General features: G+C 47.0%; 14 protein-coding genes. 11 read left to right on the top strand and 3 right to left on the bottom strand.

Annotated elements, in window-relative coordinates; genetic code table 11:
* Positions 1–8: 8 nt before the first annotated feature.
* Positions 9–1,553, bottom strand: a complete 1,545-nt coding sequence (locus C6G87_RS04570; RefSeq protein WP_104752352.1) for a flagellin B — start codon at positions 1,551–1,553, stop codon at positions 9–11.
* 107 nt (positions 1,554–1,660) lie between these two features.
* Here C6G87_RS04570 and topA point away from each other — a divergent pair, with 107 nt between their 5' ends.
* The 4 genes from topA to C6G87_RS04590 are packed head-to-tail and all read left to right on the top strand — an operon-like array spanning position 1,661 to position 5,943.
* Positions 1,661–3,937 carry a type I DNA topoisomerase gene (gene topA, locus C6G87_RS04575; protein WP_104752353.1) on the top strand — a complete coding sequence of 759 codons (2,277 nt, stop codon included), beginning with the start codon at positions 1,661–1,663 and terminating at the stop codon, positions 3,935–3,937.
* Positions 3,937–4,848, top strand: a complete 912-nt coding sequence (locus C6G87_RS04580) for a radical SAM protein (RefSeq protein WP_104752354.1) — start codon at positions 3,937–3,939, stop codon at positions 4,846–4,848. Before topA ends, C6G87_RS04580 begins: the two co-directional genes overlap by 1 nt.
* Positions 4,849–4,891: 43 nt before the next feature.
* The gene (locus tag C6G87_RS04585; protein WP_104752355.1) at positions 4,892–5,512 is read left to right on the top strand and encodes a nitrate reductase cytochrome c-type subunit; all 621 of its coding nucleotides are present in this window, start codon (positions 4,892–4,894) and stop codon (positions 5,510–5,512) included.
* On the top strand, positions 5,509–5,943 hold the full coding sequence (locus tag C6G87_RS04590) for a U1 small nuclear ribonucleoprotein (RefSeq protein WP_104752356.1): 435 nt from the start codon (positions 5,509–5,511) through the stop codon (positions 5,941–5,943). The genes C6G87_RS04585 and C6G87_RS04590 overlap by 4 nt, the downstream gene beginning before the upstream one ends.
* 2 nt (positions 5,944–5,945) lie before the next feature.
* Here C6G87_RS04590 and C6G87_RS04595 read toward each other — a convergent pair whose 3' ends face one another.
* Entirely contained in the window at positions 5,946–6,359 is a 414-nt protein-coding gene (locus C6G87_RS04595; RefSeq protein WP_104752357.1) for a hypothetical protein, read from the bottom strand.
* Between the two features lie 88 nt (positions 6,360–6,447).
* Positions 6,448–7,134 (bottom strand): 16S rRNA (uracil(1498)-N(3))-methyltransferase, encoded by a 687-nt coding sequence (locus C6G87_RS04600; RefSeq protein WP_104752358.1) that lies wholly within the window; start codon positions 7,132–7,134, stop codon positions 6,448–6,450.
* A gap of 258 nt (positions 7,135–7,392) precedes the next feature.
* On the opposite strand from C6G87_RS04600, the gene hemH reads away from it, so the two are divergent.
* From hemH to C6G87_RS04635, 7 genes are all read left to right on the top strand, one after another.
* Positions 7,393–8,376, top strand: coding sequence for a ferrochelatase (gene hemH, locus C6G87_RS04605; RefSeq protein WP_104752359.1), 984 nt, complete (start codon positions 7,393–7,395; stop codon positions 8,374–8,376).
* 55 nt (positions 8,377–8,431) lie between these two features.
* Positions 8,432–9,067 carry a SoxW family protein gene (locus C6G87_RS04610; protein WP_104752360.1) on the top strand — a complete coding sequence of 212 codons (636 nt, stop codon included), beginning with the start codon at positions 8,432–8,434 and terminating at the stop codon, positions 9,065–9,067.
* Positions 9,057–11,879, top strand: coding sequence for a cytochrome c biogenesis protein CcsA (locus C6G87_RS04615; RefSeq protein WP_104752361.1), 2,823 nt, complete (start codon positions 9,057–9,059; stop codon positions 11,877–11,879). Before C6G87_RS04610 ends, C6G87_RS04615 begins: the two co-directional genes overlap by 11 nt.
* A gap of 59 nt (positions 11,880–11,938) precedes the next feature.
* Positions 11,939–13,351, top strand: a complete 1,413-nt coding sequence (gene aspA, locus C6G87_RS04620; protein WP_104752362.1) for an aspartate ammonia-lyase — start codon at positions 11,939–11,941, stop codon at positions 13,349–13,351.
* 2 nt (positions 13,352–13,353) lie between these two features.
* Positions 13,354–14,712: a transposase gene (locus C6G87_RS04625; RefSeq protein ID WP_233709008.1), complete on the top strand. Its 1,359-nt coding sequence runs from the start codon at positions 13,354–13,356 to the stop codon at positions 14,710–14,712.
* Positions 14,713–14,723: 11 nt separating this feature from the next.
* Complete coding sequence (gene thyX / locus C6G87_RS04630) at positions 14,724–15,353, top strand: FAD-dependent thymidylate synthase (RefSeq protein WP_104752363.1); 630 nt, start codon at positions 14,724–14,726, stop codon at positions 15,351–15,353.
* Positions 15,332–16,205, top strand: an 874-nt coding sequence (locus C6G87_RS04635) for a 5'-3' exonuclease (RefSeq protein ID WP_199767635.1), incomplete at its 3' end; no start/stop codon positions are given. The genes thyX and C6G87_RS04635, both read left to right, overlap by 22 nt.

Here is a 16,205-nt window from a genome sequence, read left to right on the forward strand (position 1 = left end):
CACCCCCTTTATTGCAAGAGTCTCAAGACATTTTGTTGCACCGCATTCGCCTGCGCCATCGCAAAGCTTCCGCTTTGGGCTAGGATATTGTATTTAGAGAAGCTCGCACTCTCCTCAGCAAAATCCACATCACGGATTTGCGATTCAGCTGCCTTCACATTCACTTGAGTTACAGAGATGTTATTAATAGTGGTAACTAACTCCATCTGTACAGAACCCAAGTCTGAGCGAATTTTATCTAGCTGGATGCGCGCGCTCTCTGCCATATCCATCACCATCATCGCCCCGCGCAAACTGGTAACCCCAGCCCCAATGCCCTTAAAGTTGAAGGCAGCTTGGGCAGCGTTGGCGTTCCCTCCGCTCGCACTGGCAGCATTGGCATCAAAAACCCCACGGATAGCCTGTAAATTCACCGTATATTCTGCCACGCCCTGGGCGGAGTGTAGCCCCACATGGCTGAAATTCACCCCGCTGACAATGATGTCGCGCGCGTCCTCCTTGGTTAGAGTCAAACGCCCCACGATGGCGTGCGCCTTGCCCGAGATGCCCCTAAAATTCCCCCCCCCAAAGACATGTCCAGAAGCGCTATCTGCATGCACAGAGATCGCCCGTCCGTCTGTGGAGCGCAAATTGATACGCCCCTCAATGTCTGTATAGGCTTCTACTCCCGTGCGTTCTTTAACGGAGTTGATCGCGTTGATCAAGCGCCCATCACGATCGTTACGCTGGACATCATTCACATTTCCGATCAACACTCCATTGATAGTCAAGCCCCTGACCGTGCCCGATTCCACAGCGTCTTTACCTGTACCCAAAACCACTGCTGTCGCACGCACACCCAAAGTGCTAGAGTTTTTGTTGATCACATTCACCAACGCACCTAGCCCCGTGCCCGCACTCGTAGAGATTTTCACGGATTCTAGCTTATAATCATTCACGGCATCGGCTTGCTTAAAATTGAGCGTTACTTCCGTAAGATTATGCGCGCCCGCGCTCACCTCCATGCCCCCCCTATCCATTGCGGAGGTTTCAAAGCGTACATGCCCGATCTTATCTGAGCCCGTAGGACCAATAGAAGCCTTGATCGTGGTGTTAGAATAGGCCCCGATCTGAAACTCTTTATTAGAAAAGCTCCCGGCCAAGAGTTGCTGCCCATTAAAGCTTGTGGTGTTGGCGATGTTGTCCAACTCTTCTAAGAGGCGTAAAATATCGCTTTGCAACGCCTTTCTAGTTTCAGCGGTCTGCCCATCTTGAGCAGCCTGCACCGCTTTTGTCTTGACCGTGTCTAGGATTTTGATCTGTTCATCCATCGCCTTATCGGCGGTTTGTACCACCCCGATGGCATCGTTAGCGTTTTTAACCGCCTGTCCCAAGCTCGCGCTTTGACTTCTCAAGCTATCTGCGATTGCCATCCCTGATGCGTCGTCTGCAGCTTTATTGATGCGCAAGCCTGAACTCAATTTTTCTAAAGAGGTAGAGAGATCGCGACTATTGCGCACCCCGATAGTATGAGCATTTAAGGCGGAGACATTCGTATTGATTCTAAAACTCATCTTTGCATCCTTTGCGATAATATGCCCACGCAAAGCAATAGCTATTCCATGTTTACATCTAATCCATGCACCAAAATAGTTTATAATGCGACAAAAACGAGGTATTTATGGGCAAACACACCAAACTCATCATTGTAGAATCCCCCACCAAAGCCAAGACAATCGCGCATTTCTTGGATAGCAGTTATGAAATCATCGCCTCTAAGGGGCATGTGCGCGATCTAAGAAAGTACGCCATGGGTATTAGTGTACAAGAGGATCGATTCATCCCCAAATACGCGGTGGATAAAGACCACGAGGCGATTGTAGCCCAAATTGTGGCGCGCGCCAAAGCCGCCCAACAAGTCTACATCGCTACAGATGAGGACCGCGAGGGGGAGGCGATTGGCTACCACATCGCCTATCTCATTGAGCAGGCTGGGCGTAAATCCCAAGACTCTTTAAAGGAAATACGCGCCCTAGAGGATCAAACCCAAAGCGCGCCTCCACATAACCCTATCTTTGCCTTCCCACGCATTGTCTTTCATGAAATCACCAAATCGGCTATTTTGCACGCGCTCAAACACCCCAAAACCCTAGATGTGCACAAGATCAACGCCCAATTAGCCCGTAGACTCTTGGATCGCATCGTGGGCTTTAGCTTAAGCTCTTTATTGGCTTCTAAGATTTCTAAGGGCATGAGCGCTGGGCGGGTGCAAAGCGCTGCGCTCAAACTCATCGTGGATCGCGAACGCGAAATCCAAGCGTTTAAACCCCTCACTTATTATGAGATTGAGGGGACGATCGCACAGGTGCGTGTGAGCTTGCAAAGCTACCAGCATGAAAAGCTCAAAAAACAAGCTCTTAGGGATTCTCAAAAAGCCTTAGACATGGTGGCTAGCTTGCGCGATCAAGACTACCAAGTCCAAGCCATTGAGACCAAAGAGAAAAACACCCCCACACCCCCCCCTTTCATGACATCCACCCTCCAACAAAGCGCCTCTAGTCAGTTAGGCTATAGCCCCTTTAAAACCATGAACATCGCCCAAAAACTCTATGAAGGGGTGATGACCCCCCAGGGGGCTAGCGGGGTGATCACCTATATGCGTACCGATAGTCTGAACATCGCTAAAGAAGCTATAGAGGGCGCGCGCGCCTTCATTGAGCAGACTTATGGTGCGCTCTATGTCCCCAAGAAGCCCAAAAGCTACACTTCTAAAAACAAGAGCGCTCAAGAAGCCCATGAGGCGATCCGCCCCACTAATTTAGCCTTCACCCCCACCATCGCTAAGGACTATCTCAAACCCGAAGAGCACAAGCTCTATCGCTTGATTTACCAACGCTTTTTAGCCTCGCAGATGAGCGATGCGCGCTTTGAAAACCAAAGCGTGTATTTTGCCCATGAAGAACTAGGGGCAGTGTTTAAAGCCAACGGGCGTAAATTGCTCTTTGAGGGCTTTTACAAAGTCTTGGGCGATGTGGATAAGGACATGCTATTGCCCGCTTTCACACTCCACCAAACAGTGCGTTTAGAGAGTTTAGAAGCTAGAGAGTGCCATACAGAGCCCCCCGCGCGCTACTCAGAGGCTTCTTTGATCAAAACCCTAGAGAGTTTGGGGATCGGACGACCTAGCACCTATGCGCCCACCATCGCCCTCTTACTCAGTCGGGATTATGTCGCCTTGCAACAAAAACAGCTCACCCCCACTTCTAGCGCCTTCAGTGTGATAGAGATTTTAGAAAAACACTTTAGCGAGATCGTGAACGCCACTTTTAGCGCGGGGTTAGAAGACAAATTAGACGCGATCGCTAGCCACCAAATCAGCTGGCAAGAGATGCTCTTGAATTTCTATACGCCCTTTATGCGCCAAATTGAAGAGGGCAAGAGTCAAATTGTCTCTCAAAAAGTGAGTATCCCTACAGGGGAGTTGTGCCCCCAATGTGGGGCGGATTTGGTGCAAAGAGTGGGCAGGTATGGCGCGTTTGTGGCGTGTAGTGGCTATCCTAAGTGCAAATACATTAAATCAGAGGAGGAGCGCACAGACTTAGGCGTGTGTGAGAAGTGTGGCGCGCCGATGGTGAGCAAGAGAGGGCGTTTTGGGGAGTTTATCGCCTGTAGCGCATACCCTACTTGTAAAAATATCCGCAATACAGAAACTAAAGACACTCCCCCCCTTGCCAAATGCCCGCAATGTGGGGGCGATGTGCGCGCCAAAAGGGGTAGAAGGGGCGTGTTTTATGGTTGCGACAATTACCCTAGCTGTAAATTCATCTCCAATTACAAGCCTGATTCTAAGCCATGTGAGGCGTGCGGAGGGTTGCGCGTTTTGAAAGAGTATAAGAAAAAACCCAGTGTGTTAGAGTGCTTACAATGCCACGCCCAAGAGGCAAGTGAGGGCGCGTGATGGGGATTGTCTTTGGTCCTTTAAAATCGCGGCGTTTTGGTTGGTCCTTGGGGATTGATTTAAGCGGGGAGAACAAGCAATGCAATTTTAATTGCGTGTATTGCGAGCTCAAGGCGCACAAGCCTGTAGATAAAATGGCGCATGTGATCCCCCTGCCAACCCTCTTAGAGGCGGTGCACACAGCCCTAAACGCCCACCAAAACACCCCCCTAGATGTGCTCACCACCACCGCTAATGGCGAACCCACCCTCTACCCCCACCTCTACGAATTTATCGCCCAACTTAAAATCCCCCCCGGGGGACCTAAAACCTTGATTTTGAGCAATGGATCGCGTTTTGGCGAGCCTGAGGTGCAAAAAGCTTTGTTGCGCTATGACATGGTGAAGTTCTCTTTAGATGCCGCTTTGCGTACAGCGTTTAAGAAGGTGGACAAGCCCAGTCGTGCCATCCATTTAGAACATATCTTAGAGGGGATTGCAGATTTTAGCGCGCGCTATGCGGGCATGCTAGTGGCTGAGGTGTTGTTGGTTAAGGGAGTCAATGATGACTTAGAAAATATCCAAGCCATCGCGCGCTTTTTGCGCCAAATTAAGCCCGCACGCGTGGATTTGAGCACCATTGATCGCCCCCCCTCTCACCATGTTCAACCCTTGAGTGCTGAGGAGCTTTTGGCGATCGCCGTGCAATTTGAGGGCTTGAGTGTGAGTTTAGCCCTGCGCACCCCCCCCTCTAACACCTTTCTTGTAAAGGCACTAGAATTGCCCGCCTTCTTGGATTTATTGGCGCGCCGCCCCTTGAGCGTGGAGGAGGCGCACAACTATCTACCCCCAGCCACTTTAGACACTCTCTTACAAGAGGGAAGAGTGCATTTGAGAAAAATCGGAGCGGTGGCTTTTTATTACCATCATTAACCAAACTTGCTATAATTCGGAAAACCAACATAAGGATGTGTATATGTGGCATAAAGTGCGCTTTGGGGTTTTAGTTGGCATGTTGTTAGCAGGGGGGTTGTGGGCGACTAGCCACCACCATAAGCATGCACATAAGAAGCAACAACAAGAAGAAAAACAGCTTGAGGGTCCCCAACCCCTTGTAAGTGATACAGAGATTGGATTACGCACTATCCCTTTAGAGGATGAAAAAGATTTAAAACTGCATTCTTATGATTTTCACAAAAAGCCCCCGGGGGAGAGCCAACGTTTTGAGCGCGCCTATGAAAACGCCCCGCCCATGATCCCCCATGACACAACCGGGCTTTTACCCATTACCAAAGAGAGTAACCAGTGTTTAGGTTGCCATGCGCCCGATGTGGCTAGCAGTGTGGGCGCGACTCCTGTGCCCAAATCCCACCTCTTTGACTTTCGTAATAATCACCCCACTAAAGATGGCAATGTAAGTGATGCGCGTTTCAACTGCACCCAATGCCACGCCCCTCAAGCCAATGCTCAGCCCCTAGTCAAAAATAACTTCAAACCCGTTTTTACTAATAAAACTTTAGAATTTCGCTCTGACTTCATGGATGTGGTCGATGTAGGGGTGAAGGGCGCAAACACAAAAGGTTCTAGTAAACCATGAAACAAGCGGGGCTTTTGCCCCTAGGAGTGATCGCACTCTTGGGGGGGTGCTGGGTGGGTGATCCTAGCGATGTGAATCCTAATTTGCCCGATGTGGATACTCTCAATGAGTGTGCTGAGATTAAAAATGAATGTGTGGGGAACAAAGACGGAGATATTCCTACAGAATCCAAACCTAAAAAGTACGGAGAATTCCATACAATTTCTCTAGCAGGAGTCAAGATGGCGCATGGGGGCAAGTTTGCCATCTCGCCTTTACCTCCCTCGGGGGGATACATGCCCTATTACCCTATGAGTCCTATGATGTACCCGGGCATGTATCCTTATGGGATGATGCATCCTATGATGGGCATGTATCCAATGGGTATGTATCCTTATGGGATGTACCCAATGATGATGGGCATGCCTATGATGTATGGACCTTGGTGGTGAACTTAGTAGATAGCGACATGCTCGGGTTTACAAAAGAGTACTAATTCCTTACCATCATCAAAGCGGTAAAGGTCGATAGAACCTTGATCAAGCACGAAATCCACGCTGCAATCGTTTAGACCAATTTCTACCCGCTGCATGTTTGGTTCTTTACGATCTGTTTTCATGCTTAAAATCACACCATTAAATGCCATAGGATCTAATTTGAGGCGTTGGGTGAAGTTGGGAATCAAGACTTCGATAACTTTGAGAGCGATCGTAATATCATCATCTATTTGATAATGTTCTACTTCTCTAGTGCTACATTTAGCTTGTACCACTACCTGATGGGCTTCAAAGTGCACTCTATATTTTCCTTGTCCTCTTTCGTGCAACGAAATCTTGCCTCTGATGCGGTTTTTAACATAAATACTCATAGATATCCTTGCGTATAATGAGAGTCTAGCCCGTTATTTTAGCATGAAAAATTTTTCAAAATACCATAAGATCGCCATGCAATCTTTTCTAATTATTTCCTATCACTAGCGCGCCAAGCAGCAGGGCTGCGCCCTCGCTTGTTAAAACGAAGGGGTTGGGCATGCTGTAAATGTCCCTACTACTAAAGAGTTGACGCTCTTGGCTAGAAAATCCCCCTTCTGGTCCGATAAGTATCCCTTGCTCTAGGCTGGTTAGTTGCGTGGTGCTTGCTTGTGCGTTGAAATCTAGCACTTTGGCATGTGGGTAGATTTGCAGAACTTCTTGAGTACTTTGGAATAATTCCAACGCCATCAAATCGCTCCGCCCACTTTGTTGGTTGGAGGCGATCAAAATTCTCTCTAGGCGTTGCATTTGGCGCGCTCCAAAGTCCCCTCTTTGGCTGTATTGTGCGTAAAAGAAGCTAATCTTGCACACCCCCATCTGATTCAAATAGGGTAACACCTTCTCAATCTCCCTATGCGCGATCAACGCCCAAATCAAATGGGTTTGGTGTGTGGGGCGTTTGGGGACATAGCGACTCTCCAATAAACGCAAACACGCGCGCTTCTTGTGCACTTCAACTTGGCTATAAAAGTATAGCGTGTCGTCTAAAAGATTTCTGAATACCAAAACATCTTGGACTTGGGTGCGTCGACTCAAATACAGATGTCTGTAGAGCTCCCCCTCTACCATGATTTCATGCTGTCCTGCTTGGGGATGGTAACTAAATTGCATTTTCTCTCTTTAGCACTTTTTGAGCGGGTTTATGATAGCATTTTACCACTCGCGCCGTGATAAGGCTAGCATTAGCATGGCTATGCTAATATCCATCTCGTAATCAAGGGGTAATACCCTTGGGGTTGGGGCATCGACCTTTGGAATAGGCAACATAAGACTCCAAACGGAGTTGTCCTGCTTGAAGCCACGATCTCCGCTAAAGTTAGAATCCCCTAACTTTAGTTATGGGGAGTATGTCAAAATCAAAACAATGGCATGGATACCTTGACATCTCCACATCTTCAAGAGGCTGTTGTCTTACTAAACATGGGCGGACCTAATCATCTGCACGAAGTAGAGCTATTCTTGCAAAACATGTTTAATGACCCCTATATTCTTTGTATTAAAAACACGCGTCTACGCCAGCTTATTGCGAAATTTATCACCAAGAGCCGTGCCCATAAATCGCGCGCTATTTATGAGCGTATCGGGGGCAAATCCCCTATTGCAGCGCTGAGTGCCCAGCTTACCCAAAAGTTAAACACGCTAGACTCTAGCAGGTATTATACCTATGCGATGCGCTACGCGCCCCCCCATGCCTTTAATGTGTTGGAACAACTCCAAGAACAAGGTTTTATGCGCCTAACCCTCTTTCCTATGTATCCGCAGTACTCCACCACTACCACCCTCTCTTCCATCCAAGATGCGTTGCGCGCACTCAAGGTTTTAGATTATACCCCTCTGCTTTCTAGTATCGAACGCTTTTATACGCATCCCCTCTATAACCAAGCCATTGTACAAAGCATTGCCCATACTTTAAAGGGGCGCGCTCCTGAAGAGTTTGTATTGATCTTTTCTGTGCATGGTTTGCCCGAGCGCATGATTTTGGAAGGCGACCCCTACCAAGCCGAGTGTATACATCATGTAAGTTTGCTCAAACGCGCGTTGCTACATGCATCTTTGCGTTTTAAGCGTATCGAGTTAGCCTACCAATCTAAGGTAGGTCCTTTAAAATGGCTAGAACCTAGCACTGAAGAAATGATCGAGCGCCACCGCAAACATAAAATTCTCATTTACCCCCTAGCCTTTAGCATTGATAACTCTGAAACAATCTATGAATTGCAAATACAATACCGCTTGAATGCGGAACGCCTAGCGGTTAGAGAATACCTCGTGTGCCCTTGTTTAAACGATCAGATTGACTTTGCTAAGGCTATCATTGATTTACTTGCCCATGCTCCGCGTACTATCCTAAGCTAAAGCTTTACTCTATAAGACTACAATGAGTGCCTCATCTAATTCAAAAAGGATTTCCATGAGTAGGTTTTTTTTGGCTGTGTTGGTGCTATTGTCCTTAACGTGTTTCGGTGTAGCGGATGACGATGCGATCAATGAAGATATGATCAGCTCCGGGAGCGCAAGCTCGCCGCAAGCCATCGAAAAAGCCAATAATTTGGACAAACAGAGTTATATGGGGCTGGAAGATGTCTTTTTAGACACCAAGACCATCGCTCCCAATGGCAAATATATGTTGCTTGTTTTTGGCAAAAATGGTTGCTCGTATTGTGAATTGCTTAAGCAGGACATCAAGAAGCACAACACTCTCAAGGATTTCATTAAAGCCAATTACAGCGCGTATTACATCAATATCAGTTATTCTAAAATGCACAACTTTAGAGTAGGGGGAGCGCATAAAAATAAAGAATTTAAGCTCCCCACCTTCGAGCTAGCATCTATTTACGATGTGAGTTCTACACCCACCATTGTCTTTGCTAATCCTGACGGTAAAACTATCTACGAACTTCCCGGATACATGCCTTATAAACAATTCTTGGCGGTCTTAGAATTCGTGGGTAAGGGTTTATATAAAGGTATTAAAGATGACAAGGAGTTTACTAACAAGTTGCGTGCCTACATCTTAAAGCGCACTAGGGAGCTCAATGCGGCTTAAAGCACTTTTAAACTTCTTTTTGGGTTCGTTTTGGATGGCAATCCCGGTGATGATCACTTACGCCACCGCTTGCGCACTAGCAACCTTTGTAGAAAACGACTATGGCACGCCCGCAGCCCAAGCGGTGGTTTACCGCACTTGGTGGTTTAACGCCTTGCACGCTTACTTGCTTGTACTCATTGTCGGATCGCTCATTAGTTCTAGGGCTTTCCAGCGCAGGCGTTGGGTGAGTATCTTTTTCCATCTCTCCTTGGTGTTGATCATTGTGGGGGCTGGGGTAACGCGTTTCTTTGGCTTTGAGGCGACCATGCACATTCGTCAAAACACCACCAGCAATAGCATCACTACCAGCGACACCTATCTCAATATTCAGGTGCGCAAACCCAATACTCCCCCTTTACATTTCACGCTTAAAAGTGCGCTTTCTCCCTTTTCTAGACATCTCCCCACAGAAAAACTCGAGGTCTATGGCAAGCCCTTGATCTTAGAACCCTTGAGCGTGCGCAAACAAAGTGCTGATAAAAGGGATAACCACTCTCTTTTAACTCTCAAAGTTACCTATGAAGGACAGAGCCACACCTATGCCATCACAGGTGGGCCCGGGATTGAAAGCCAAGATGTGGAGGCAAATTTTCAAAATGTACAAATTGCCATTAATTGGGGAGTTACCACTAAAAAACTTCCCTTCATGCTCAAGCTCAAGCGCTTTGAGCTAGAACGCTATCCGGGGTCTATGAGCCCCTCTTCTTACGCCTCTGAGGTGGAGATTTTAGACACTAAAGGACAGCTCATCAAACCCTATCGCATTTTTATGAATCATGTCTTGGATTATGGAGGGTATCGCTTTTTTCAAACCTCTTACGATCGCGATGAAAAGGGCACTGTTCTCTCTGTCAACAAGGACCCGGGCAAATCCATCACCTACATCGGTTATGCTGGTTTAATTTTGGGAGCAATTGCGCTCCTTTTTGGTAGAAACGGGCGTTTTCAAAGATTATCGCTTTTTCTCAAATCCCAAAAGATCGCTGGGTTGTTGCTCGCCTGCGTGCTGGGGTTTGGAGGGGTGCATTTACGCGCTGAAACGGCCAAGATTGACATGCACGGGGGCAAAAGCGCCTCCACTCCCTTAAATGACATGGGTAAGGTTGCCCTAGAGAAAGAAAAGATCGCCTCGCGTAACGCCCTGATTATCCAACGCATGAAAAATCTCAAGGCGCATTCTAAGGGCAAATTGGGCAAGTTCCAACGCTTGCAAGTACAAGGCTTTGATGGACGAATCAAACCCTTAGACACTTTGAGCATGGATCTCATCCACAAAATCACCCACCATGATGGTTTTAAGGGCATGGACAATATCCAAGTGATGCTAGGCATGATGCTCTATCCGGATGATTACAAGAGTATCAAGATGATCTACACTTCCACATCCAAATTACGCCAACTCTTGGGTGTGCCCAAAAACCAAGCACGTGTCGCTTTCATTGACATCTTTGGACCCCATGGATATAAACTGCAAAACTATGTCGAAGAGATCAATCAAAAAGCCCCCAAAGATCGCGATGAATTCGATAAAGATGTGCTCAGAGTTGATGAGCGCGTCAACTGGGTGTACACCATTTTTAGCGGGGCAATTTTGAAAATCTTTCCCGAAAAAACCTCTAGTTCTTGGCTTTCTCCAGCAGATGCAATTAAAAACGCAGATTCCAATCTAGCCAAAGAAGCCACGCAATTTTTGCGCGCGTTGTTCGTGGGCTTTGATGCGGGGGTGGATTCTAACCAATGGACACAAGTCAACCAAACCTTAGACGCGCTAGGCGCTTACCAGCGCGCCCATAGCACTTTGGTTTTAAGCCCCTCCAAGGTCAACGCGGAGATCTTTTTAAACCATAGCAATTTCTTTAACATGCTCACTTTGCCCTATATCTTGCTAGGCTTGCTCTTGCTAGGGGTGGTGTTAGTGGCTACTTTTCAAAACAAGCCCCCTAGGGCTTGGGTGCATTGGGGTTTTTATGGCGTGTTAGCCCTTTTGGCTTTAGCCCACACGGCCGGACTCTTGTTGCGCTGGTATGTGAGTGCGCACTCACCATGGAGTAACGCCTATGAATCCATGCTCTATATCGCGTGGGCGGCTATCATCGCTGGACTCATTTTACGCTCTAATCTAGCCCTTTGCGCCTCTAGTTTTTTGGGGGGGATCGCGCTCTTTGTGGCGCATTTGGGCTTTATGGACCCCCAAATTGGTAATCTCGTACCTGTACTCAAATCCTATTGGCTCAATATTCATGTTTCTATTATCACGGCTAGCTATGGCTTTTTGGGCTTGTGCTTTATCTTGGGGATTCTCACTCTCTTGCTCTTTATGCTCAGAAGTCCCAAGCGCCCCAATATTGACACCACAATTTGCTCCTTAAGTGCGATCAACGAGATGAGCATGATTTTAGGGCTTTTGATGTTGAGTGTGGGCAATTTCTTGGGGGGCGTGTGGGCTAATGAATCTTGGGGGCGTTATTGGGGCTGGGATGCTAAAGAGACATGGGCGCTGATTTCTATTGCTGTCTATGCAGTGATCTTACATCTGCGCTTTTTGCGCTTTGAGTTTATGCCCTTTGTCTTTGCCAGCGCTAGCGTGGTGGGTTTTTATTCGATTTTGATGACTTATTTTGGGGTCAATTACTACCTCTCAGGCATGCATAGTTACGCCGCGGGCGACCCCCTGCCCATTCCTAGCTTTCTTTACTTTTTTGTGGTAGGTACGCTCATCCTCGTTGTGATGGCGGGTTGGAAACGCCAACTTGTGATGCCTAAGCTATAGGCTTATTAATCTTAAGTGGCTACAATAGTGCGTTTCAATTTTACTCTAAGGGAGACTTGATGGCGACTCGAAAAGAACATGATTTTATTGGCGAGATGGAGATTGATGATAGCGTCTACTATGGTATCCAAACCATGCGCGCGGTGGAGAATTTCAACATCACCCACGATCGCCTGCTCAATTACCCCATCTTTATCCGCTCTTTTGCACAGGTGAAAAAGGCCGCGGCTTTAGCCAATGCAGAATTAGGGCTCATTGATATTAAGATCAAAGATGCAATTTGTTATGCCTGCGATAAAATCATTGATGGGGAGTATCAAGATCAATTCGTGGTAGACATGATTCAAGGGGGTGCGGGCACAAGCACGAACATGAACATGAACGAAGTGATCGCCAATATTGCCTTAGAATATTTGGGACATAAAAAGGGCGAATATCAATATTGTCATCCCAACGACCATGTGAATCGTTCTCAATCCACCAACGACGCTTATCCCAGTGCGCTCAAGATCGCCATCTACGAACGCTTAGATCACATGACCCAAGTGCTGAAGCTCTTAAAAGATGCCTTTGCTAAAAAAGCTAAAGAATTTGCCCATGTGCTCAAAATGGGGCGCACCCAACTTCAAGATGCTGTGCCCATGACCTTAGGACAGGAATTTGAAACTTTTGTCTCTATGGTAGAAAAGGATATTCAACATATTTTGGACGCAAGGAACTGGACGCGTGTGATCAACTTAGGCGGTACAGCCATTGGTACGGGCATTAATTCCCACCCTGACTATAAGCATATCGTAGAAAAGAAGATTCAAGAGGTTACCGGTAGACCTTTCACCATCGCCCATGATCTCATTGAAGCCAGCCAAAGTACGGGTTCTTATGTGCAAGTGAGCGGTGCGCTCAAACGCGTGGCGATCAAACTCTCTAAAATCTGCAACGATCTACGTCTGTTGAGTTCAGGACCTAGGGCGGGCTTAAATGAAATTAATCTGCCCAAAATGCAACCGGGAAGCTCGATTATGCCCGGCAAGGTTAATCCGGTGATTCCAGAAGTGGTCAATCAAGTGTGCTTTTCTGTGATTGGCAATGACTTAGCCGTGGCAATGGCGGCTGAAGGGGGGCAGTTGCAACTCAATGTCTTTGAACCTGTGATCGCTTACAAACTCTTCCACTCTTTTGTGATGTTGAATCGCGCGATCCGCACTTTGGTAGAAAAATGCATCAATGGGATCACGGCAAATGAGAAAATCTGCCATGACTATGTCTTCAATAGTATTGGTATTGTAACCGCGCTCAACCCCCATATCGGGTACGAGAAATCCGCCTCCATCGCTAAAGAAGCCTTGGACACCGGTAAGTCTGTGCATGAAATCGTGCTAGAGCGCAAGTTGCTCACCAAAGAGCAACTGGCTGAAATCTTCCAACCTGAGAACATGTTAAGCCCCCATGTCTTCAAAAAACATAAAGACTAATCTTGCGTCGTGTTTTACTTATTTTAATGGGTAGCGTGTTGCTGGGCAATGCGCATGCAGGCGTGCGCCCGCGCATGCCTTCACCCCTACCTCCTGCAAAACAAATTGTTGTGCCTCTAGAACCCTGTAATGACGATTGTCTTAAAAAACTCTATGCACATGGACAGATATTTTCTTTCATGGCGCGTTATGTGCAGGGTTTTACAGCACAGCCCCCTAAAAATACGCATGACGCGCAACTTAAAGACAATTATGCGATCGCTAATGATATCATTAATCCAAGATCATCCTCTTCGGTTGTTCCTAAGAGCTTAGAGACAGAAGCAACTCAAAACTCTCCCTATAAAGTGGCACTTTTAGTCGCTAAAGATGTGGTAGGTAAGTATAGCAATACAGCAATTAACTCCATTTTAGCCTACCTATCACTCAAAGAACAAAATTTTATCTTTAAGGTTTTTGATAGTAGAAAGGAGGACCCGGAGAGCTTAAAGCAGACTTACCAACGCATTGTGAACGAGCGTTTCCCTTTTGTGATCGCCCTGCTTACTCAAGATGGAGTGCAGAATCTAATTAGCCAAACCCCTCTAAGCTTACCCACTATTGTTCCTAGTGTGCATAAGCACCAGTTACAATGGGTTGCAGACTTGCCCTTAACATTGAATTTTGGGGGGATTGATTTTGCCCAACAGATGAGCATGTTGGTGGGTTTGAGTCAGCACAAACCTCTAGTAATTTATAATGATGATAGCTTTAGGGGGGCGATGTTGGGCAAAAGTGTTCAAGATTTAGGCGCGCCTATTGTCTACCAAGACACAATTACTTTTAAAAAAGCTAGCAGTTTTTCTTTTGAGCTGCGTAGTCAAGCTAGATATTTTAAGAATGCTGTTGTGGTTCTCAATACTCCCATTGTTAAAACAGGTTTGTTGCTCTCGCAGATAGGTATGCTTTCTCGAGCCAAACGCCCCCAAATGTTGCTTTCATCGCAAATTAACTTTAACCTCTCTATGTTCATGCTTACCCAACCTAAAGACCGCCAACATTTTTATCTTGCCAGCGCTATAGGGCGAATCAACCCCTATCTAGAACAATATGCTTCTATTTTAGGAGTGAATCTTGCCTATGATTGGGTGGGCTATACTAGCGTGGACTCGTTGGAACATATGCTCACGCGTATTTATGGTGTTCAAGAACGCTATTTTGGCGAGCCTTTGGTAGATAGACAGATTGTCTATACAAACACCATCTATACTCCGAAGGGATTAAGCTTTGCTCCTATTTCCTTAACGCCCAGTATCCCTATTGCCCAACCCCCAATACCCATTATACTTGAAGAACAAAATGATGACGATGAAGAAGAATGAGAAGTGATTCCATGCAAGTACATTTAAAACACGCCACCCCATTGAGTTGTTGCTATGAAGCGATTCGCACTTGTTACCAGAGTTTTGCTTACAGCGATGGGGGCGGACGCAAGGATTTAGAGCTCATCGATCGCGTGGCAAACAAATACCGCCACAATTCTACCCTAGAGCATTTGTTTTACAATTTTGAAATTCTAGGCATCAGTCGGGCGTGCTTGCAAGAACTTGCGCGCCATAGAATGGCGAGCTTTTCAGTCAAGTCCAGCCGCTACACTTTGAGCGAACTCAAAAGCGAGGCGAGCTTTTTACCTCTAGATGCCAACAATCTAGCGCGCGCCCAAAAGTTTTTGGTTTTCACCGGAGTAGAAGCGGTCGATCACGCCAGCGTGCAGGCTTTAGAAAATTTGCGCTTGTTAGTGAGTAGCCATGTGAAAAACGATTACGCCAAATTTGCCATGCCTGAGAGCTACAAAACTTCTCTAGCCTTCAGCGTGAACGCGCGCAGTCTGCAAAATTTTCTCTCTTTGCGCACGGATTCTAAAGCCCTTTGGGAGATTCGCCAACTTGCCTTTTCTCTCTATGACGCTCTGCCCCAAGATCACCAATATCTCTTCAACGCGTGCTTGAAGGATTCGCGCTGAAACTATACCTCGTTGACACCTTTAGTCTGCTCTTTAAGTTTTACTACCATCTGCAGGATTTACGCACTGCAGCGGGCACAAACACGGCATGGTTAAGCGCTTTTGTACGGGTTGTACAACAAGTCTATAAACTCAAAGGGGATCATGTAGTTTTTGCCCTAGAGAGCAAGGAGAACAAGCGCAAAAGCCTCTGTTCTACCTATAAGGCAAAGCGCATCGCCCCCCCCGGATTAGAGGATCAGCTGCCCATTATTTTGGAGTGGATGGAGAAAATGGGGCTAGATGTCTTTAGTGTGGCAGGGTATGAAAGCGATGATGTGATCGCAAGCTTGTGCAGTGTTTTTGCCCATGCACAGGTGCGGATTTTGAGCGCGGATAAGGATTTTTATCAATTAGTCAGCCCGCGCGTTTTTCTATGCGATCCAAGCACCCATGCCCTTAAAGGTGTAGAAGAATGTCTAGAAAAATACGGCATTTATCCCCACCAATTTGTAGACTATCAGGGCTTGATTGGGGATAGCAGCGATGGCTACAAGGGGGTGGAGGGCATTGGACCCACCTATGGGGCTAAACTCATCCAAGCCTTTGGGACTTTAGAAAATCTCTACCACACCCTAGAGACCAAAGGGATCACACAGCCCAAACTTCCTGCTAAATTGCAACACGCGCTTTTAAGGGATAAAGAGCAGGCGTTTTTGAGCCGCCAGCTTGCCACTTTGCACACCACACTTTTTAGCCAGCCCCCCACCTTACAACCCTTGCCCCAAGAAAACCCCCTATTGCGCATCACAGACGCTCTGCAACATTACGAAATGTTCGCCCTGCTCAAGCAAATCAACCCCACCCCCAAAA

Source organism: Helicobacter baculiformis (assembly GCF_900197685.1).
GTDB lineage: Bacteria > Campylobacterota > Campylobacteria > Campylobacterales > Helicobacteraceae > Helicobacter > Helicobacter baculiformis.

Bases quoted from the DNA above. Each gene is read 5' to 3' on its own strand.
- C6G87_RS04585 (WP_104752355.1), top strand. From the start codon at position 4,892: ATGTGGCATAAAGTGCGCTTTGGGGTTTTAGTTGGCATGTTGTTAGCA.
- C6G87_RS04595 (WP_104752357.1), bottom strand. From the start codon at position 6,359: ATGAGTATTTATGTTAAAAACCGCATCAGAGGCAAGATTTCGTTGCAC.
- C6G87_RS04615 (WP_104752361.1), top strand. From the start codon at position 9,057: ATGCGGCTTAAAGCACTTTTAAACTTCTTTTTGGGTTCGTTTTGGATG.
- thyX (WP_104752363.1), top strand. From the start codon at position 14,724: ATGCAAGTACATTTAAAACACGCCACCCCATTGAGTTGTTGCTATGAA.
- C6G87_RS04570 (WP_104752352.1), bottom strand. From the start codon at position 1,553: ATGAGTTTTAGAATCAATACGAATGTCTCCGCCTTAAATGCTCATACT.
- topA (WP_104752353.1), top strand. From the start codon at position 1,661: ATGGGCAAACACACCAAACTCATCATTGTAGAATCCCCCACCAAAGCC.
- aspA (WP_104752362.1), top strand. From the start codon at position 11,939: ATGGCGACTCGAAAAGAACATGATTTTATTGGCGAGATGGAGATTGAT.
- C6G87_RS04580 (WP_104752354.1), top strand. From the start codon at position 3,937: ATGGGGATTGTCTTTGGTCCTTTAAAATCGCGGCGTTTTGGTTGGTCC.
- C6G87_RS04610 (WP_104752360.1), top strand. From the start codon at position 8,432: ATGAGTAGGTTTTTTTTGGCTGTGTTGGTGCTATTGTCCTTAACGTGT.
- hemH (WP_104752359.1), top strand. From the start codon at position 7,393: ATGGATACCTTGACATCTCCACATCTTCAAGAGGCTGTTGTCTTACTA.
- C6G87_RS04590 (WP_104752356.1), top strand. From the start codon at position 5,509: ATGAAACAAGCGGGGCTTTTGCCCCTAGGAGTGATCGCACTCTTGGGG.
- C6G87_RS04600 (WP_104752358.1), bottom strand. From the start codon at position 7,134: ATGCAATTTAGTTACCATCCCCAAGCAGGACAGCATGAAATCATGGTA.